This is a genomic window from Neoroseomonas alkaliterrae (genome assembly GCF_014199195.1).
GTDB lineage: Bacteria > Pseudomonadota > Alphaproteobacteria > Acetobacterales > Acetobacteraceae > Neoroseomonas > Neoroseomonas alkaliterrae.
In genome coordinates this window covers 376,914-394,922 of sequence record NZ_JACIJE010000002.1, presented here as the reverse complement: position 1 = coordinate 394,922, position 18,009 = coordinate 376,914, and the positions used below count along the sequence as shown (strand labels likewise).

Here is an 18,009-nt window from a genome sequence, read left to right as displayed (position 1 = left end):
CGGGTGTAAGCCTTCCTTAACCCATCCCCGCGCAGTCTCGGGCGATGGACGCCGCCGATGCCCGCTTCGCCGCCTGCGTCGCCGCCGTGACCGCCGCGCGCGGCGCCTTCCGCGACCACGACCCGCTTTTCGGCGGCCCCTCGGCGCACGGCATCGGCCTCGGGCTGCTCTCGGTCTGGATCGGCGGGCCGGCCGATGCCGCCATGCTCCGCGGCCTGGAGCCCGAGGTCGCGCACAACATCCTCCGCGCCATGGTCTGGGCGCCGCTCGGCGCCGCGAAGCTGCCCCGCGGCCCCGACCTCGCCCTCTTCGCCTATGCGATCGAGGCCGGGACCTTGCAGGCCATCGCCGATCTGCAGGCGGAACTTGGCGTGCCCGCCAGCGGCGCGGCCGACGCAGCGACCATCGCCGCGGCCCGGCGGCGGCGGCCCGCCGAACTCGCCGCCCGCATCCGCAACGCCCATGCCGCCTGGCGCGCCGGGCGCGGCCTGCCCGCGCCGCCCGCCCGCCGCCGCGCCAGCACGCCGGGTCTCGCCCGGACCGCCTGACCCCCCCTTGGCAGGGGTGCCCCGGCCCGCCAGCCTTGTCGCCTCGACAGGGAAGGAGACCGCATGCGCCTCGACCGCGCCTGCCTGCCGGCGGACATCGAAGAGGGCAGCTTCGCCGCGCGCATCATGACCGCCGAGGGGCCCATCATCGTCGGCCTGCTCCGCGGCGCCGCCTTCGACATGACGCCCGCCTTCGGCACCATGTCCCGCTGGATGGAGGAGGAGCACCCCGCCGCCGTGATCCGCACGCGCGGCGCGCCGCTCGCCCTCGACCTCGCGGCGCTGCTCGCCAACTCCGCCCATGACGCGCGCGATGCGGCAAAGCCCTGGCTGCTCGCGCCGGTGGACCTGCAGGCGGTGAAGGCGGCGGGCGTGACCTATGTGCGCTCCATGCTCGAACGCGTCATCGAGGAACGCTGCCGGGGCGACGCCTCGCTCGCCGCCGCGGTGCGCATCGAGGTGCGCGGGATCATCGGCGACGACCTCGCCAACCTCGTGCCCGGCAGCGCCGAGGCCGCGCGCGTGAAGGAGGCGCTGGTCGCCAAGGGCTGGTGGAGCCAGTATCTCGAGGTGGGCATCGGCCCCGACGCCGAGATCTTCACCAAATGCCCGCCGATGGCGGCGGTCGGGATCGGCGCCAAGATCGGCGTCCACCCGAAGTCGCAATGGTCCAACCCCGAGCCCGAATGCGTGCTGGTGGTCAACAGCCGCGGGCGCATCCAGGGTGCGACACTCGGCAACGACGTGAACCTGCGCGATGTCGAGGGGCGCTCCGCCCTGCTGCTCGGCCGCGCCAAGGACAACAACGCCTCGGCCGCGCTCGGGCCGATGATCCGGCTGTTCGACGACGGCTTCTCGCTCGAGGATATCCGCCGCGCCGAGATCACTCTGACCATCAGCGGCCGCGACGGCTTCGCGCTCGAGGAGACCGGCGCGGTCGGGTCCATCAGCCGCGACCCCACGGACCTGGTGGCGCAGATGATCGGCGCGCATCACCAGTACCCGGACGGCGCGGTGCTCTATCTCGGCACGCCCTTCTCGCCCGCGAAGGACCGCGCGGCGCCCGGCATGGGCTTCACGCACCGCGAGGGGGACATCGTGCGCATCGCCTCCCCGCGCCTCGGTGCGCTGGTGAACGAGGTGGACCGCACCGACGAATGCCCGCCCTGGACCTTCGGCACCGGCGCGCTCTTCGCCTCGCTCGCGCGGCGCGGGCTGCCCAGGCCGTGCTGAGCGCGCCGCGTGGGGAGGGCCCCGCCTTCCCCGGACCCCTCCGGCCAAAGGCCGAAAGGCCTTTGGAAACCGGAACCCATCCGCTGCGCGACGAGGAGGGGCGATGAAGGAAGAGACGGGCAGCCTCGACCGCGGCGACGGCGTCGCGCTCGCCTGGCGGCGCCTCGGCGGCCGCGGACCGGGCGTGGTGTTCCTCGGCGGCTTCAACTCGGACATGACGGGCACCAAGGCGGAGTTCCTCGCCGGCTGGTGCGAGGCGCGCGGCACGCCCTTCCTGCGCTTCGACTATTCGGGGCACGGTGCCTCCGGCGGCCGCTTCACCGACGGCACCATCGGCCGCTGGGCCGAGGACGCCGCCTGCGTGATCGGCGCCCTGACCCGAGGCCCGCAGGTGCTGGTCGGCTCCTCCATGGGCGGCTGGATCGCGCTGCTGCTCGCCGCGCGCCGCCGCGTGCCGGTGCGCGCCATCCTCGGCATCGCCCCCGCGCCCGACTTCACCGAGGACCTGATGTGGGCGGAGTTCACGCCTGATCAGCGCGCCGCCATCGAGCGCGACGGCCTCTGGATGCGGCCGAGCGACTACGGCGATCCCTACCCCATCACCCGCGCGCTGATCGAGGACGGAAGGCGGCACCTGCTGCTGCGCGGCCCGCTCGCGCTCGATGCCCCGGTGCGGATCCTGCAGGGCATGGCCGATCCCGACGTGCCCTGGCGCCACGCGCTGCGCATCGCCGAGGCGCTGACCGGCGGCGACGTGCAGGTGAGCCTCGTCAAGGACGGCGACCACCGCCTCTCGCGGCCGCAGGACCTCGCGCTACTGGGCGGGACGCTGGCGCCCCTCCTCCGCGAGGATGGCGGCTAGCCCCTCGCGGAAGGTCGGATACCGCCAGGCGATGCCGAGCGCGGCCTTGGTCGCCGCATTGGCCACGCGCCGGTTCTCGGCCCAGAAGGACAGCGCCATGGGCGACATGCGCGCGCGGGCTTCCTCGAAGGCGATGGCGGGCGGCGGCGGCAGGCCGAGCAGGCGGGCGGCATGGGCGAGGACCTCGGCGCTTTCCGCCGGCTCGTTGTCCACGAGGTGCAGCACGCGCACCGCCGGCGGCAGCGCCTGCCCGATCGCGGCCAGCACGGCGCGGGCGATGTCGTCGCGATGGATGCGGGAGAAGGCGTGGCCCGGCTTGACGATGCGCCGCGCCGTGCCGGCGCGCAGCTCCTCGAAGGGCGAGCGCCCCGGCCCGTAGATCCCGCCTGCCCGCATCAGGTCGAGCGCGGCGCGCCCCTCCGTCGCCGCCCGCCAGGCCTTCTCGGCCTCGAGGCGCCGCAGGCTGCGCGGCTGGCCCGGCGCGGGGGGCGTCGCCTCGTCCACCTCGGCCCCGCCGCGGTCGCCATAGACCCCGGTCGTCGAGACATAGCCGACCCAGCGCAGCGTGCCGGCGCGCAGCGCCGCCTCGATCGCCGCGCCATGGGCGGCGAGCACCGGGTCCCCGCCCTCGCCGGGCGGCGCGGTCACCAGCAGGTGCGAGGCGATGCGGATCGCCTCGCCCGCGGCGGCGAAGGGCAGCAGCGCGACGCCCGGCGGCGCGGATGCGGCGTCAGGATCGCGCGCCGTGCCGGCCACGCGCCAGCCGGCGGCCGCCGCCTCGCGCGCCACCGCCCCGCCCGCATAGCCCAGCCCCGCCACCAGCAGCATGCCTGCCTCCATGCGCCTCATCTGGCACGCCGCCGGCCCGGGCACTAGATTTCGCGCATGAGTCCAACCCGCCCGCTCCTGGCCGGCGCCGCGATGCTGCTGCTGGCGGCGGGCGGCGGCGCGTGGTGGTGGCTCGGCGGCACGGCGCGCGAGGAGGTGCTGCCGACACCGCCCGAACCGCCGCGCCTCGTGGATTCGTCCGACTACGAACGCTGCATCGAGATGGTGGACGAGGACCCGGAGGGCGCGCGCGCGCTCGCCGACCGCCTCGCCATGGAGGGCCTCGGCGAGGCATCGGCCCATTGCGCCGCGCTCGCGCTGCTCACCCTCGGCGATGCGGCGCGCGCGGCGGAGGCGCTGGAGCGCATCGCCACCCGCAGCCAGGCGGGCATCCGCGCGCGCGCGGCGGTGTTCGGCCAGGCGGGCGAGGCCTGGATCGCCGCCGGCCGCCCCGAGCGCGCCCATGCCGCGCTCAGCCTTGCCCTCGCGCTGACGCCCGAGGATGCCGACCTGCTGACCGAGCGGGCGATCGCCTCGCTCGCGCTCGACCGCCCGGCGGAGGCGCTGGCCGATGCCGAGCGCGTCGTCGCCATGGATGCGTCGCGTGCCGAGGCCTGGGTGCTGCGCGCCTCGGCCGAGCGGCGCCTCGACCGCGTCGCGCCGGCGGCCGAGAGCATCGCCCAGGCGCTGCGCCTCGCGCCCGACAATGCCGAGGCGCTGCTCGAACGCGGCATCCTGCGCCAGATGCGCGGCGATGGCGCGGGCGCGCGGTCGGACTGGGAGAGGGTGATCGAACTCGCGCCCGACAGCGCGGCGGCGGATCTCGCGGCGCAGAACATGGCGCTGATGGAGGCCGGGCCGGCGCGGCGGTAGGGGCTGGACTCCGGCGGCCGGCGCCGCACGCGCGACACCGCCCAGCGCGAAAGGCCGGCCCCGAAGCCGGCCCGCCGCGAATCAAAAATCGAGGTTCGCGTAATGCTCGGGCGGCGTGAGGCCGCTGACCCGGTCGGCGAGCAGCGGGCGGAAGGAGGGGCGCGACTTCATCCGCGCATACCAGTCCTTCGCCGCCTCGTTCTGCGACCAGTCCACGTCGCCGATGTAGTCGAGCGCCGAGAGATGCGCCGCCGCGGCGAGGTCGGCAAGCGTGAGGGAGGTGCCGGCGAGCCAGGGCCGCGTCTCGGCGAGCCAGCCGACATATTCGAGATGCGGGCGGAGATTCGCATAGCCCGCGCGGATCGCCGAGGCGTCCGGGTTGCCGCGCCCCATCAGCCGCTTCATCTGCTTCTCGTAGAGCAGGTTCATGCCGACCTCGGCGTGGAACTTGCCGTCGAACCACGCGACCAGGCGGCGCACCTCGGCCCGCTCGGCGAGCGTGCGGCCGAGCAGCGGCATGTCGGGATAGGCCTCGTCGAGGTATTCGCAGATCGCGTTCGAATCCGCGATGGTCAGGCCGTTGTCCTCGACCAGGACCGGCACGGTGCAGGCCGGGTTCATGGCGAGGAAATCCTCGCGCCGCTCCCACACGCGCTCGATGCGCGTGTCGAAGGGAATTCGCTTCTCGGCGAGCGCGAGGCGGACCTTGCGGGCGAAGGGCGAGAGGGGAAGATGGAAGAGCAGGCGCACGGCGCGCCGCTTATGCCACCCGCCCCGCCGTCGCGGAAGGCCCGCCCGTCAGATGCGCCGCGCGCAGGCGAGGAAGGCCTCGGTCACCGCGCGGGTGCCGCGCAGGTCGGCCGACCAGGGCGCCACGGTCTCGCCGGGGAAGATCACCTCCATGCGCATGCCGAGGGCGAAGGCGCGCACGAAGTTGAGGAAGTTCTCGAAGGCGCCCTGGTAGGAGGCCTCGATCATGTCCGGGCGCGAGGTGCCGGTGTAGTTCAGGTCGGCGCGCTGGCGGTCGATGGCGACGATGATGCGCCCCGTCGCCTCCCGCCGGACGTTCCAGGCGCGGTCGCCCACCTGGATGAAGCCGTGCAGGTTGCCGCGCAGCCGCTCGACCTTGATCCAGAAGAAGCGGCCGAGCCGGTTCGCATCCGTCCCCATGCCGCAGAGCGGCCCGCTGTTGCTCTGCGCCACATAGGCGACCCAGCCATTCACCTCGGCGAGGTTGCGCACCTGTTGCGCGGAGGCCGGCATGGCCATCGCTGAAAGGGCCGCCAGGGCCAGGACCAGTCGCCGCACGCTCATTCTCCGCCTCCGTCCGTGCCCCGCTCCACCGGGACCTCCCGCCGGGCACATTACCCTGTCGTCATGGCAACGGAAGCATCGAGGCCCGCGCGCGGTGAACCTTTTCACCGCGCGCGGGCCGGGCGAGTCATTCCGCCGCGACGGCAGCCTGCTCGGCCATCGGGACGGGCAGGTACCTCGCGAACTCCTTCGGCACCACGTGCCAGAAGCGGTTCCGCTCGCTTGCCCACTCGTTCAGCAGGCGGGCGGCGAAGCGGCTGCCGGTCTCGGCCACGTGCCGGGCGATCAGGTCGCACAGCACGCCTTCCCAGTGCGGATGGGCGATGCGGCTCCAGAGCAGCGATTCCGGGTTCAGCCGCAGCTCGAAGGTGTCGTCGGCGTCGTAGACGAAGGCCATGCCGCCGGTGAAGCCGGCGCCGAAATTGTCGCCCACCGGCCCCAGGATCACCACCGTCCCGCCGGTCATGTATTCGCAGCCATTGGCGCCGCAGCCCTCGACCACGGCGGTGGCGCCGGAGTTGCGCACGGCGAAGCGTTCGCCGGCCTGGCCGGCGGCGAAGAGCTCGCCCGCCGTCGCGCCATAGAGGCAGGTGTTGCCGATGATCGTGTTCTCGTTCCACACCAGCGGCGAGGAGGGCGCGGGGCGCACCACGATGGTCGCGCCCGAGAGGCCCTTGCCGACATAGTCGTTGGCGTCGCCGAACACCTCGAGCTTCAGCCCCCGCACGCCGAAGGCGCCGAGCGACTGCCCGGCCGAGCCGCGCAGCCTGACGGTCAGGTGGCCGGGCTGCAGCCCGGTCATGCCGAACTGGCGCGTGATGCGGGAGGAGACCTTGGTGCCGATGGCGCGATGCGTGTTCCGGATGTTGTACTGGAGCTGCATCTTCTCCCCGTGCCGGAACAGCGCGTCGGCATCGCGGATCATCTCCGCGTCCAGCGTCTCGGGCACCTCGTTGCGCCCCTCCATGGTGCAGTAGGGCGGATGCCCCCCGGCATCGGCCTGCACCAAAAGGGGGTTGAGGTCGAGGTCGTCCAGATCCTCCGAGCCGCGGCTGACCTGGTGCAGCAGGTCGGTCCGCCCGATCACGTCGGTCAGCCGCCGGAAGCCGAGGGAGGCGAGGATCTCGCGCACCTCCTCCGCCACGAAGGAGAAGAGGTTGATCACCTTCTCCGGCGTGCCGGTGAACTTCGCGCGCAGCGCCTCGTCCTGGGTGCAGACGCCAACGGGGCAGGTGTTGGAATGGCACTGCCGCACCATGATGCAGCCCATCGCCACGAGCGAGGCGGTGCCGATGCCGAACTCCTCGGCCCCCAGCATGGCCGCGATCACCACGTCGCGCCCGGTCTTGATGCCGCCGTCGGTGCGCAGCTTCACGCGGTGGCGCAGCCGGTTCAGCAGCAGCACCTGGTGCGTCTCGCTCAGGCCCATCTCCCACGGCAGGCCCGCATACTTGATGCTGGACTGCGGCGAGGCGCCGGTGCCGCCCGAATGGCCCGAGATCAGGATCGCATCCGCCTTGGCCTTGGCCACGCCGGCGGCGATGGTCCCGATGCCCGAGCGCGCCACGAGCTTCACGCAGACCGTCGCATCCGGGTTGATCTGCTTGAGGTCGTAGATGAGCTGCGCGAGATCCTCGATCGAGTAGATGTCGTGGTGCGGCGGCGGGCTGATGAGCGTGACACCCGGCGTCGAATGGCGCAGCCGCGCGATCAGCCCGGTCACCTTGAAGCCGGGCAGCTGCCCGCCCTCGCCGGGCTTCGCCCCTTGCGCGACCTTGATCTCGATCTCGCGGCAGTTGTTCAGGTATTCCGCGGTCACGCCGAAGCGCCCCGAGGCGATCTGCTTGATTGCGGAATTGGCGTTGTCGCCGTTCGCGCGCGGCTTGGCGCGGGCCGGATCCTCCCCGCCCTCGCCGCTGTCCGAGCGCGCGCCGATGCGGTTCATCGCGATCGAGAGCGTCTCGTGCGCCTCGGGGCTCAGCGCCCCGAGCGAGATGCCGGGCGCGACGAGGCGCTTGCGGATCTCGGTGATGCTCTCGACCTCCTCGAGCGGAATCGGCGCCCGGCCCGCGCTGCGGAAATCAAGCAGGTCGCGCAGCGCGACGGGCGGCAGGCGGCGCACCGCCTCCGAATAGCGCTTGAAGGTCTGGTAGCTGTCGGTCTCCACCGCCTTCTGCAGCGTGTGGATCAGGCTGCCGTCGAAGGCGTGCACCTCGCCGCGGCGGCGCAGCTTGTAGAGCCCGCCCACCGGCAGCGTCACCGCGCCTTCCTGCCACGCCCTGGCATGGAGCGCGAGCACGCGCCGCGCGATGCCGGAAAGCCCGATGCCCGAGATGCGCGAGGGCGTGCCGGGGAAGAACTCCGCCACCAGCGCGCGCGAGAGGCCGATCGCCTCGAAGTTCATGCCGCCGCGGTAGCTGCTCAGAACCGAGATGCCCATCTTGGACATGATCTTGAGCAGGCCCTTGTCCACCGCCTTCTTGTAGCGGGCGACGCACTCCTTGAGCGACAGGTCGCCGAACAGGCCGCGGCGATGGCGGTCGGCGATGGTCTCCTGCGCGAGATAGGCGTTCACCGTGGTCGCACCCGCGCCGATCAGCACCGCGATGGAATGCACGTCCATGCACTCCGCGTCGCGCACGTTCAGCGAGGTGAAGGTGCGCAGCCCATGCCTGACGAGGTGCGTCTGCACCGCGCCGACCGCGAGCACCATCGGTATCGGCGCGCGCTCGGCCGACTGCGCCTCGTCGGTCAGGATCACATGGGCGCAGCCGGAGCGGACGCCCTCCTCCGCCTCGCGGCGGATGCGCTCGATGGCGCGGCGCAGCCCTGCCTCGCCCTCGCTCACGGGCCAGGTGCAGTCAACCGTGCAGGCGGTGCTGCCCATGTAGTCGCGCATGGCGTCGAACTGCGCGTTGGAGAGCACGGGGCTCTCCAGCATCAGCATGTCGCACTGCGTCGGATCCTCGTCGAGGATGTTGCCGAGGTTGCCGAGCCGCGTGCGCAGCGTCATCACCCGCGTCTCGCGCAGGCTGTCGATGGGCGGGTTGGTCACCTGGCTGAAGGTCTGCCGGAAGTAGTGGTGCAGCCCGCGATACTGGGAGGAGAGCACCGCGATCGGCGTGTCGTCGCCCATCGAGCCGACCGCCTCGTTCGCATCCTCCACCATCGGGTGCAGGATCGATTCCAGCTCCTCGAGCGTGTAGCCGACGGCGAGCTGGCGGCGGCGCAGCGCCTCGCCCGAGTAGCTCGCCTGCTCGTCGCCGCTCGCCTTCACGATGCCGTCGATGCGCGTGGTGCGCGCCGTCCACTTGCCGAAGGGCTTGCGTGCGGCGAGCATGTCCTTCAGCGAGGCGTCGTCGTAGAAGCGCGCCTCCTCGAGATCGACGCCGATGCACTGGCCGGGGCCCACGCGGCCCTTCCGCACGATGCGGTCCTCGGGCAGCTTCACCATGCCGGTCTCGGAGCCGACGATCAGCAGCCCGTCGTCGGTCACGGTGTAGCGCATCGGGCGCAGGCCGTTGCGGTCGAGGCCCGCGATCACCCAGCGCCCGTCCGTCGCGGCGATGGCGGCCGGGCCGTCCCAGGGCTCCATCACCGCGTTGCAGTACATGAAGAGCTCGCGATGCGCCGCGGGCATGGTCGCGTTGCTGGTCACGCTCTCGGGGATCAGCATGGCCTTGGCCATCGGCGCGTCGCGCCCGGCGCGGACCAGCAGCTCGAACACGTTGTCGAGCGTCGCGGTGTCGGACCCGCCGGCCTGCACGATGGGCTTGAGGTCCTCCATGAAGGGGTCGAGCAGCGGATGGGCGAGCCGCGTCTCGTGGCTCTTCATCCAGTTGACGTTGCCGTGCAGCGTGTTGATCTCGCCGTTGTGGGCGAGCATGCGGAAGGGCTGCGCGAGGCGCCAGGTCGGGAAGGTGTTGGTCGAGTAGCGCTGGTGGTAGATCGCGAAGCGGGAGACGAAGCGCGGGTCGAGCAGGTCCGGGTAGAACTCGGTCAGGCTCTCGGCGAGGAACATGCCCTTGTAGATGACCGAGCGCGCCGAGAGCGAGCAGAGATAGAGCTCGGGGATCTGCGCCGCGATCGCCTGCTTCTCGATCCGCCGCCGGATCACGAACATGTCGCGCTCGACCGTGCCGATCTCGCGCTGCTCGGGGTCGAAGATCAGGATCTGCTCGATCTCGGGGCGCGTCGCGTTCGCCTTCTCGCCGATGCAGGAGACGTCGATCGGCACCTGCCGCCAGCCATAGATGCTGTAGCCGGCGTTCAGGATCTCGGTCTCGATGATCTGCCGGCAGCGCTCCTGCGCGCCGAGGTCGGTCTTGGGCAGGAAGACCATGCCGACCACGATGCGCCCCGGGCGCAGGCGGTCGCCGCCGCGCTCGACGACTTCCGCGAAGAAGTCCTGCGGGATCTCGATGTGGATGCCCGCGCCGTCGCCGGTCTTGCCGTCGGCATCCACCGCGCCGCGGTGCCAGACGGCCTTGAGCGCGTCGATGCCCGCCTGCACCACCTCGCGCCGCGGCTTGCCGTCCATCGCGGCGACGAGGCCGACGCCGCAGGCGTCATGCTCGGTCAGGTCGATATGCGCGGCCTCGCGCAGCAGGGCGGCCTCGCGCTGATGGCGGGAAACGTAGCCGGTGTCGGTCATGGCCCGGGTTTCCTTGGGGCTTCAGAAGGGGATGCCGCGCGCGCGGAGCTGCTCGCGGTTGCGCATGATGACGTCCTGCGCGACGCGCTGCGCCCAGTCCTGGCCGAAGCGCGCGCTCTCGGCGGTGACCTCGGGCATCAGGGCCAGCAGCCGCTGGCCGAGCGGCGCGCTGTAGAACTCCGCCAGCGCGCGCATGTCCGCGGCCGAGAGGCGGTCCTGCCAGACGCGGATCGTGTGCTCGGTGATCTCGTGCGAACGGGCCGTGAAGCCCGGCATCAGCACCTCGTCCACGATCACCGCGACCTGCTCGCCCGTCAGGCGGCCGGCGGTGGCGCGGGTGATGTTCTCGACAAGCCCGCCGCGCATGGCGGCGAGGATCGCATCCACCTGGCGCTGCCCGCCGCTCGCCTCGACCAGCGCCTCGGCGGCGGCGCGGCGCTCGGCGGGCGTGTCGGCGGGCTGGGCGAAGGCGGGCGCCGCGCAGAGCAGCAGCAGGGCAAGCAGCGCGCGCATCACTCGGCCGCCATCGCCGGCGCCTCGGCCCGCGCCTGCAGGTAGAGGTGCATCTGCTCGGCCGCGTCGCGCCCGTCGCGGATGCCCCAGACCACGAGCGAGGCGCCGCGCACGATGTCGCCGGCGGCGAAGACGCCGGGCAGCGCGGTCATCATGGTGCGGTGGTCCACCTTCAGCGTGCCCCAGCGCGTGACGGCGAGCGCCGGCTCGTTGAAGAGCGCGGGCAGGTCCTCGGGATCGAAGCCGAGCGCCTTGATGACGAGATCGGCCTCGAGGGTGAAATGCGCGCCGGGGATCGGCTCGACCTGCTGGCGGCCGGTGGCGTCGGGCAGGCCGAGATGCATGCGCTGGGCGCGCACGGCCTCGACGCGGTCGGTGCCGGTGAAGGCCTCCGGCGCGGCGAGCCATTCGAAGCGCACGCCCTCCTCCTCGGCGTTCTTCACCTCGCGCATCGAGCCGGGCATGTTCGCCTTGTCGCGGCGATAGAGGCAGGTGACCGAGGCCGCGCCCTGGCGCACGGCGGTGCGCACGCAATCCATCGCGGTGTCGCCGCCGCCGACCACCACGACATGCCGGCCGCGCGCGTCGAGCGCGCCGCTGTCGAACTCCGGCACCGCATCGCCCAGGCCCTTGCGGTTGGAGGCGATCAGGTAGTCGAGCGCGGCGACCACGCCGGGCAGCCCCGCCCCGGGGCAGGCGATGTCGCGCGCCTTGTAGACGCCGGTCGCGACCAGCAGCGCATCGTGGCGCTGGCGCAGCTCGCCGAGCGTGACGTCGCGCCCGACCGCCACGTTCAGCCGGAAGGCGATGCCCCCCTGCTCGAACTGCGCGGCGCGCCGCAGCACAACGTCCTTCTCCAGCTTGAAGTTCGGGATGCCGTAGATCATCAGCCCGCCGGCGCGGTCGTGGCGGTCATAGACCGTCACCTGGTAGCCGAGGGTGCGCAGCCGCTCCGCCGCGGCCAGGCCGGCGGGGCCGGCGCCGATGATGCCGATGCTCTCCGCCCGCTCGCGCACCGCGGCGGGCGGCTTGACCCAGCCCTTCTCCCAGGCGGTGTCGGTGATGAACTTCTCGACCGCGCCGATGGTGACGCTCTCGAAGCCCTTCTCGATGACGCAGTTGCCCTCGCAGAGCCGGTCCTGCGGGCAGACGCGGCCGCAGATCTCGGGGAAGGTGTTGGTGGCGGAGGCGACCTCGTAGGCCTCCTCGAGCCGGCCCTCGGCGGTCAGCTTCAGCCAGTCGGGGATGTTGTTGTTGAGCGGGCAATGCACCTGGCAGAAGGGCACGCCGCACTGCGAACAGCGGGAGGCCTGCTGCTGGGCGGCCTCGGCGGCATAGGCGCGATAGACCTCGCCCCAGTCGCCGCGGCGCTCCGCGGCGTCGCGCTTCTCCGGCTGCCGCTGCTGAAGGCGGACGAACTGGAGCATCTTCTCGGCCATGCGACCCCCCGCGGCGGCGAACCTGCGCCCGGGGCGGCCGCGGCCACGGGGCCGCGCAAGATCCGTCGCCGGACCCCTGGCGGCGGGTCACATACGGCATGCTTCCGGGCGAGGCGAGTCCTTTCTGCGCCGATAGGTCAGTTTTTTTGCCCTAACAGGACGCCGGTTTCACCCGCGCTCGCGAAACCGGCCCGCCGCAGCGCGGAAATCAGATCCGATTCGGACCTTTCATGCCGCAAGTCCCTCGCGCCGAAGGCCCCCGGGGCGGAAGCGGGCGAGATAGGCAGGGGCGATCGCCTCCGCCGCCTTGGCCCTGATGCCCAGCGCCGCGAGCCCCGCCGCCCCCTCCGACACCACATTGTCCTTGCCGAGCAGGATCAGCTGGTCGCGCGTCAGCGGCGGGCTGGGCAGCATTTCCCCGAGCCGCGCCTGCAGCCGCACCAGCCCGTCCGGCATCGGCACCAGCGGGCGGCGGCGCCCGGTGTGCTCGAGCACGAACTCCAGCACCTCGCGCATCGTCATCACCCGCGGCCCGCCGAGCTCGTAGGTCCTTCCCTGCGCGTCCTCGCGCTCGATCGCCGCCATCACGGCATCGGCGACATCGCCCACATAGACCGGCTGGAAGCGCGTCGCCCCGCAGACCACCGGCATCACCGGCAGCATCGCGGCGAGCGCGCCGAAGCGGTTGAAGAACTGGTCCTCCGGCCCGAACACCACCGAGGGGCGCAGGATGGTCGCGGCCGGGAAGGCCTCGCGCACCGCGGCCTCGCCCTCCGCCTTGGTGCGGGCATAGGCGCTCGGGCTGCCGGCATCGGCGCCGATGGCCGAGACATGCACGAGCCGCCGCGCGCCGGCCGCCGCGGCGAGCCGCGCCACGCGCCCCGCCCCCTCGGCCTGGATGCGCGTGAAGTCGCCCGGCTTGCGCTCGAACAGGATGCCGACGAGGTTGACCACCGCCTCGGCCCCCGCGACGGCCCGCGCGACCGAGGCCTCGTCCGTCACCGAGGCCGCCACCGGCACCACCTGCGCGACCGCGCCCAGGGTGCGCAGCCGGCCGGCCTTCTCGGTGTCCCGCCCGGCGACGCGCACGATCCAGCCCTGCTTCGCGAGGCGCTGCACGACGTGGCGGCCGATGAAGCCGGCACCCCCGAACACTGTCGCGACCCGACGATCGGCCATGGTGCTCCCCTTCCGCTGGATGCGACGGACCATATGGGCGCCCCATCGCCGCCTCAAGGCCGCGGCGGCGCTTGACGGGCCGCACGGCGGCGCGTAAACGCCCGGGCCTCGCCGCGAGGCGCCGGCCCCCTGCCCAGGTGGCGGAATTGGTAGACGCGCAGGTTTCAGGTACCTGTGGCCGCAAGGCTGTGAAGGTTCGAGTCCTTTCCTGGGCACCATCATCAAGCAAGGCACGGCGCTTTCCATGGGCACCACCCTGTTCACCCATGCCGGCGTGACCATCCGCCTGCACCGCAACGACCTGCCCGACGGGCTCGATCTCGGCCGCCTGGTCGCGATCGACACCGAGACGATGGGGCTGAACCCGCACCGCGACAGGCTGTGCCTCGTGCAGCTCTCCTCCGGCGACGGGACGGCGCATCTGGTGCAGCTCGTGCCGGAATCGCTCGGCGGGCAGGGCTATGCGGCGCCGAACCTCAGGCGGCTGCTGGCCGACCCGGCGGTGACCAAGCTGTTCCACTTCGCGCGCTTCGATGTCGCGGTGCTGTTCCACTGCCTCGGCGTGACCACCGCGCCGGTGGTCTGCACCAAGGTCGCCGCGAAGCTGGTGCGCACCTTCACCGACCGCCACGGGCTCAAGGACCTGTGCAAGGAGCTGCTCGGCGTCGAGATCTCGAAGCAGCAGCAGAGCTCGGACTGGGGCGCGGCCGACCTCTCGCCCGAGCAGCTCGCCTATGCCGCCTCGGACGTGCTGCACCTGCATGCGCTCTGGGCCAAGCTCGAGGGCCTGCTGCGGCGCGAGGGCAGGCTCGATCTGGCGGAGGCCTGCTTCCGCTTCCTGCCCGCCCGCGGGAAGCTCGACCTGCTCGGCTACGAGGATCCGGACATCCTGGCGCATTGACCCTCCGCCCGGATGGGCCGGGTGGGCCGCCGGGGCCAGGCAGGGCGCGCCCCGGGCCGGCAGCCCGCCTGCGCGACGGCGACGGGACGGGGTTCGTCAACGGACCCGGCATATCGGCCCGGCCGTCCGCGCGCCCGCCCAGCGGGTCCAGCGATGGCTTTCCGGAAGCTGGGCGTTGCGCGATCCCGCCCTGCGGCCCGGCGCGACCCCCGGGCCGCGCGCATCGCGTGGCACGCTTCTTGGAAGGCTCTCCGCCTGTTTTGTTGACCCGCCAACGCGCCCGCAGCATACAGGCGGCGTGAACGCCCCTTCCCCGCATCCTGACATCGAGGCCGCGCGCCGCGTGCTCGCGCTCGAATCCGAGGCGCTGACCGCGCTGGCCGCGAGCCTCGACGAGCGTTTCGCCCTGGCCGTCTCGACGCTGGCCGGCACCTCCGGGCGCGTCGTGGTCTCGGGCATGGGCAAGTCCGGCCATGTCGGGCGCAAGATCGCCGCGACCCTCGCCTCGACGGGCACGCCCGCCCTGTTCGTCCACCCCGCCGAGGCCTCGCACGGCGATCTCGGCATGATCGTCGCGGGCGATGCCGTGCTGGCGCTGTCCAATTCGGGGGAGACGCCGGAACTCGCCGACCTCGTCGGCCACGCGAAACGCTTCGGCCTGCCGCTGGTCGCCATCACCGGCCGGGCGGGCAGCACGCTGGCCCGCGCCGCCGACATCGCCCTCGTGCTGCCCGAGGCGCCGGAGGCCTGTCCGATGGGCCTCGCGCCGACCACCTCGACCACCATGCAGCTCGCGCTGGGCGATGCGCTGGCGGTCGCGCTGCTCACCCGGCGCGGCTTCACCGCAGCCGATTTCCGCGTCTTCCACCCGGGCGGCAAGCTCGGCGCGCGGCTCTCCCGCGTGCGGGACCTGATGCATGGCGCGGCGGAACTGCCGCTCGCCCCGCCCGGCCTGTCCATGGACCAGGCGATCATCGCCATGACCGCGCGCCGCTTCGGCTGCCTCGGCGTGCAGGACGAGGACGGGCGGCTGATCGGCATCGTCACCGACGGCGACCTGCGCCGGCAGCTCGAGGCGGGCGGCGGGGCCGCGCTGCTCTCGCGCAGCGTCGGCGAGGTCATGACGCGCACCCCGCGCACCGTCCGCCCCGACACGCTCGCGGCCGAGGCGCTGCGCGAGATGAATGCGCGCAGCATCACCGCCCTTTTCGTCGTGGACGAGGACGGCCGCCCGGTCGGCATCCTGCATGTCCACGACCTGCTGCGCGCAGGCGTGGCATGAGCGGGCGGGAGGAACCGCGCATCGCCCCGGCGGTGCCGCTGCGCGCCGGCCCCGCCCCGGCCCCGCGCCGGCTGCTGCCGCCCTCGCGCGAGCGCTGGGCGCCCTCCTCCGCGCAGATCGCGCGCCGGCGCATCGCCGTGCGGCTCGCCAAGTGGCTGCTGCCCGCCGCGGGCCTCGGCCTGCTCGCGGCCATCGCCATCTGGCCGGAACTCGACCGCATGGAGGACCGCGCCCGCGTCTCCTTCCGCCGTGTCGTGCAGGCCACGCCGGATTCCGTGCGCGTGGTGGATCCGCGCTACCAGGGCCTCGACGAGCAGAACCGCCCCTTCACCGTCACCGCGGGCGTGGCGACGCAGACCGAATCGGCGGACATCGTGGACCTCGACGCGCCGCGCGCCGACATCCTGCTCACCGACGGCTCCTGGGTTCTGCTGGAATCGCGCACCGGCCGCTACGACAAGGCGCGCAACGTGCTCGACCTCTCCGGCGAGGTCACGCTCTGGCAGGATGGCGGCAACCTCCTCGTCACCGAGGCCGCGGAGATCCAGTTGCACGAGGGTTCCGCCTCCGGCGACCGGCCGGTCGCCGCGCAGGGGCCCTTCGGCACGCTGACGAGCGAGGGCTTCCGCCTGACCGAGCGCGGCCAGGTCGTGGTCTTCACCGGCCGCGCGCGCGCGGTGCTGGAGGGCGGGCAGTGAGGGCCGCGCTGCTCGCCGCGGGGCTGTTCTGGGCCGCGCCCTGCCTCGCGCAGTCGCTCGACCTCAGCCAGGGCGGCCCGGTCGAGGTGACCGCGGTGGACGGCATCGAGTGGCGCCAGCAGGAGCAGGTGATCATCGCCCGCGGCGAGGCGCGCGCGGTGCGCGGCGGCGTCACGGTGGAGGCCGACCGCCTGATCGCCCGCTACCGCCCGCGCGGCGGGCAGGCCGCGCAGCCGGCGCCGGCGGCCGCGGAGAACCCCGCGGGCGGCGGCGAGATCTGGCGGCTCGAGGCCGAGGGCAATGTCGTCATCTTCACCGCGACCGACCGCGCGGAAGGCGACCGCGCGGTCTATGACATGGACCAGGCGGTGATGGTGATGACCGGCCGCGCGCTGCGCCTGATCAATCCCGACAACACGCTGACCGCGCGCGACAGCGTCGAATACTGGTCGCAGCGCCGGATGGCGGTGGCGCGCGGCAATGCGGTGGTGGTGACGAATGACGGCCGCCGCGTGCGCGCCGACACGCTCGTCGCGCATTTCGCCGAGGCGCCGGCTGCCGGCCAGCCGCGGCCGCAGGCCGCCTCGGCGCAGGCCGCGTCGGGCCAGCCCTCCTCCATCGAGCGGGTCGAGGCCTTCGGCAATGTCGAGATCCGCACCGAGCAGGAGGTCGTGCGCGGCGACCGTGGCGTCTACAACCCCAACACGGGCATGGCGCGGCTGCTCGGCCAGGTGCGCATCACGCGCGGCGACAACACGCTGACGGGACAGGAAGCCATCGTGAACATGCAGAGCGGCGTGGCGCGCCTCGTCTCGGCGCCGGGGCAGCGCGTGCAGGGCCTCGTCGTGCCGCAGCAGGGCGAGCAGGCGCTGCCGCCGCAGGGCGGGCCGCGATGAGCGAAGCGCTGCGCGTGGTCGAGGGCGCCTCGGCCTCGGGCCTCGTCGCGAAGGGCCTCGGCAAGCGCTACAAGAAGCGGCCGGTGGTGCGCAACGTCTCGATCTCGGTCAGGCGGGGCGAGGCGGTCGGGCTGCTCGGCCCCAACGGCGCGGGCAAGACCACCACCTTCTACATGATCACCGGCCTCGTGCAGCCCGACGAGGGGCAGGTGATCATGGACGGGCACGACGTCACCACGCTGCCGATGTATCGCCGCGCGCGCCTCGGCCTCGGCTACCTGCCGCAGGAGGCCTCGATCTTCCGCGGCTTGAACGTCGAGGACAACATCCGCGCGGCACTCGAGGTGGTCGAGCCGGTGCGCGAGCGGCGCGAGCAGATGCTCGACGCGCTGCTCGCGGAATTCGGCATCTCCCACCTGCGGCGCGCGCCCGCGCTCGCGCTCTCGGGCGGCGAGCGGCGGCGCTGCGAGATCGCCCGCGCGCTGGCCACGCATCCGGCCTACATCCTGCTCGACGAGCCGCTTGCGGGCATCGACCCGATCGCGGTCGGCGAGATCCGCGACCTGGTCAAGCACCTCAAGGACCGCGGCATCGGCGTGCTGATCACCGACCACAATGTGCGCGAGACGCTCGAGATCATCGACCGCGCCTACATCCTGCACGACGGTCAGGTGTTGATGGAGGGCTCACCGCGCGACATCGTGGCGCATGAGGGGGTGCGGCGCGTCTACCTCGGCGAAAGGTTCAGCCTCTAGCCTGACCGCCATGCATGTAGCCGCAACGCCAACC

The 18,009-nt window shown here is 72.8% G+C and carries 16 protein-coding genes and 1 tRNA gene; 10 read left to right on the top strand and 7 right to left on the bottom strand.

Annotation, left to right across the window (positions count from 1 at the left end):
- Positions 1-44 precede the first annotated feature (44 nt).
- The 3 genes from FHS88_RS05285 to FHS88_RS05275 all read left to right on the top strand — a co-directional run bounded on the left by FHS88_RS05285 (position 45) and on the right by FHS88_RS05275 (position 2,643).
- Positions 45-548: a lysozyme family protein gene (locus tag FHS88_RS05285; RefSeq protein ID WP_184482027.1), complete on the top strand. Its 504-nt coding sequence runs from the start codon at positions 45-47 to the stop codon at positions 546-548.
- A gap of 63 nt (positions 549-611) precedes the next feature.
- On the top strand, positions 612-1,781 hold the full coding sequence (locus tag FHS88_RS05280) for a fumarylacetoacetate hydrolase family protein (RefSeq protein ID WP_184482025.1): 1,170 nt from the start codon (positions 612-614) through the stop codon (positions 1,779-1,781).
- 103 nt (positions 1,782-1,884) lie between these two features.
- A complete protein-coding gene (locus FHS88_RS05275) occupies positions 1,885-2,643 on the top strand; it encodes an alpha/beta hydrolase (RefSeq protein WP_184482023.1) in 759 nt (252 codons plus the stop codon).
- Here FHS88_RS05275 and FHS88_RS05270 read toward each other — a convergent pair.
- Entirely contained in the window at positions 2,596-3,483 is an 888-nt protein-coding gene (locus FHS88_RS05270; protein WP_184482021.1) for a Rossmann-fold NAD(P)-binding domain-containing protein, read from the bottom strand. The genes FHS88_RS05275 and FHS88_RS05270 overlap by 48 nt on opposite strands.
- A gap of 45 nt (positions 3,484-3,528) precedes the next feature.
- Between FHS88_RS05270 and FHS88_RS05265 the strand changes: the two genes are divergently transcribed.
- Entirely contained in the window at positions 3,529-4,344 is an 816-nt protein-coding gene (locus FHS88_RS05265) for a tetratricopeptide repeat protein (protein ID WP_184482019.1), read from the top strand.
- 81 nt (positions 4,345-4,425) lie between these two features.
- Here FHS88_RS05265 and fzlA read toward each other — a convergent pair whose 3' ends face one another.
- The 6 genes from fzlA to FHS88_RS05235 all read right to left on the bottom strand — a co-directional run bounded on the left by fzlA (position 4,426) and on the right by FHS88_RS05235 (position 13,443).
- The gene (gene fzlA, locus FHS88_RS05260; RefSeq protein WP_184482017.1) at positions 4,426-5,094 is read right to left on the bottom strand and encodes an FtsZ-binding protein FzlA; all 669 of its coding nucleotides are present in this window, start codon (positions 5,092-5,094) and stop codon (positions 4,426-4,428) included.
- Positions 5,095-5,142: 48 nt separating this feature from the next.
- Positions 5,143-5,658, bottom strand: a complete 516-nt coding sequence (locus FHS88_RS05255) for a hypothetical protein (RefSeq protein WP_184482015.1) — start codon at positions 5,656-5,658, stop codon at positions 5,143-5,145.
- A gap of 127 nt (positions 5,659-5,785) precedes the next feature.
- Positions 5,786-10,312: a glutamate synthase large subunit gene (gene gltB / locus FHS88_RS05250; protein WP_184482013.1), complete on the bottom strand. Its 4,527-nt coding sequence runs from the start codon at positions 10,310-10,312 to the stop codon at positions 5,786-5,788.
- A 21-nt stretch (positions 10,313-10,333) separates the two neighbouring features.
- Positions 10,334-10,825: a DUF2059 domain-containing protein gene (locus FHS88_RS05245; protein WP_184482011.1), complete on the bottom strand. Its 492-nt coding sequence runs from the start codon at positions 10,823-10,825 to the stop codon at positions 10,334-10,336.
- Entirely contained in the window at positions 10,825-12,264 is a 1,440-nt protein-coding gene (locus FHS88_RS05240) for an NAD(P)-dependent oxidoreductase (RefSeq protein WP_184482009.1), read from the bottom strand. Before FHS88_RS05240 ends, FHS88_RS05245 begins: the two co-directional genes overlap by 1 nt.
- 228 nt (positions 12,265-12,492) lie before the next feature.
- Positions 12,493-13,443 (bottom strand): complex I NDUFA9 subunit family protein, encoded by a 951-nt coding sequence (locus FHS88_RS05235; RefSeq protein WP_184482007.1) that lies wholly within the window; start codon positions 13,441-13,443, stop codon positions 12,493-12,495.
- 131 nt (positions 13,444-13,574) lie between these two features.
- On the opposite strand from FHS88_RS05235, the gene FHS88_RS05230 reads away from it, so the two are divergent.
- The 6 genes from FHS88_RS05230 to lptB all read left to right on the top strand — a co-directional run bounded on the left by FHS88_RS05230 (position 13,575) and on the right by lptB (position 17,975).
- A tRNA-Leu gene (locus FHS88_RS05230) sits at positions 13,575-13,661 on the top strand.
- 26 nt (positions 13,662-13,687) lie between these two features.
- Positions 13,688-14,344 (top strand): ribonuclease D, encoded by a 657-nt coding sequence (locus tag FHS88_RS05225; RefSeq protein WP_184482005.1) that lies wholly within the window; start codon positions 13,688-13,690, stop codon positions 14,342-14,344.
- 298 nt (positions 14,345-14,642) lie between these two features.
- On the top strand, positions 14,643-15,626 hold the full coding sequence (locus FHS88_RS05220) for a KpsF/GutQ family sugar-phosphate isomerase (protein WP_184482003.1): 984 nt from the start codon (positions 14,643-14,645) through the stop codon (positions 15,624-15,626).
- Positions 15,623-16,324: an LPS export ABC transporter periplasmic protein LptC gene (gene lptC / locus FHS88_RS20760; protein WP_246419472.1), complete on the top strand. Its 702-nt coding sequence runs from the start codon at positions 15,623-15,625 to the stop codon at positions 16,322-16,324. The genes FHS88_RS05220 and lptC overlap by 4 nt, the downstream gene beginning before the upstream one ends.
- Positions 16,321-17,220: an LptA/OstA family protein gene (locus tag FHS88_RS20755; protein WP_338146418.1), complete on the top strand. Its 900-nt coding sequence runs from the start codon at positions 16,321-16,323 to the stop codon at positions 17,218-17,220. Before lptC ends, FHS88_RS20755 begins: the two co-directional genes overlap by 4 nt.
- On the top strand, positions 17,217-17,975 hold the full coding sequence (gene lptB, locus FHS88_RS05210) for an LPS export ABC transporter ATP-binding protein (RefSeq protein WP_184482000.1): 759 nt from the start codon (positions 17,217-17,219) through the stop codon (positions 17,973-17,975). Before FHS88_RS20755 ends, lptB begins: the two co-directional genes overlap by 4 nt.
- The last annotated feature ends 34 nt before the right edge of the window (positions 17,976-18,009 follow it).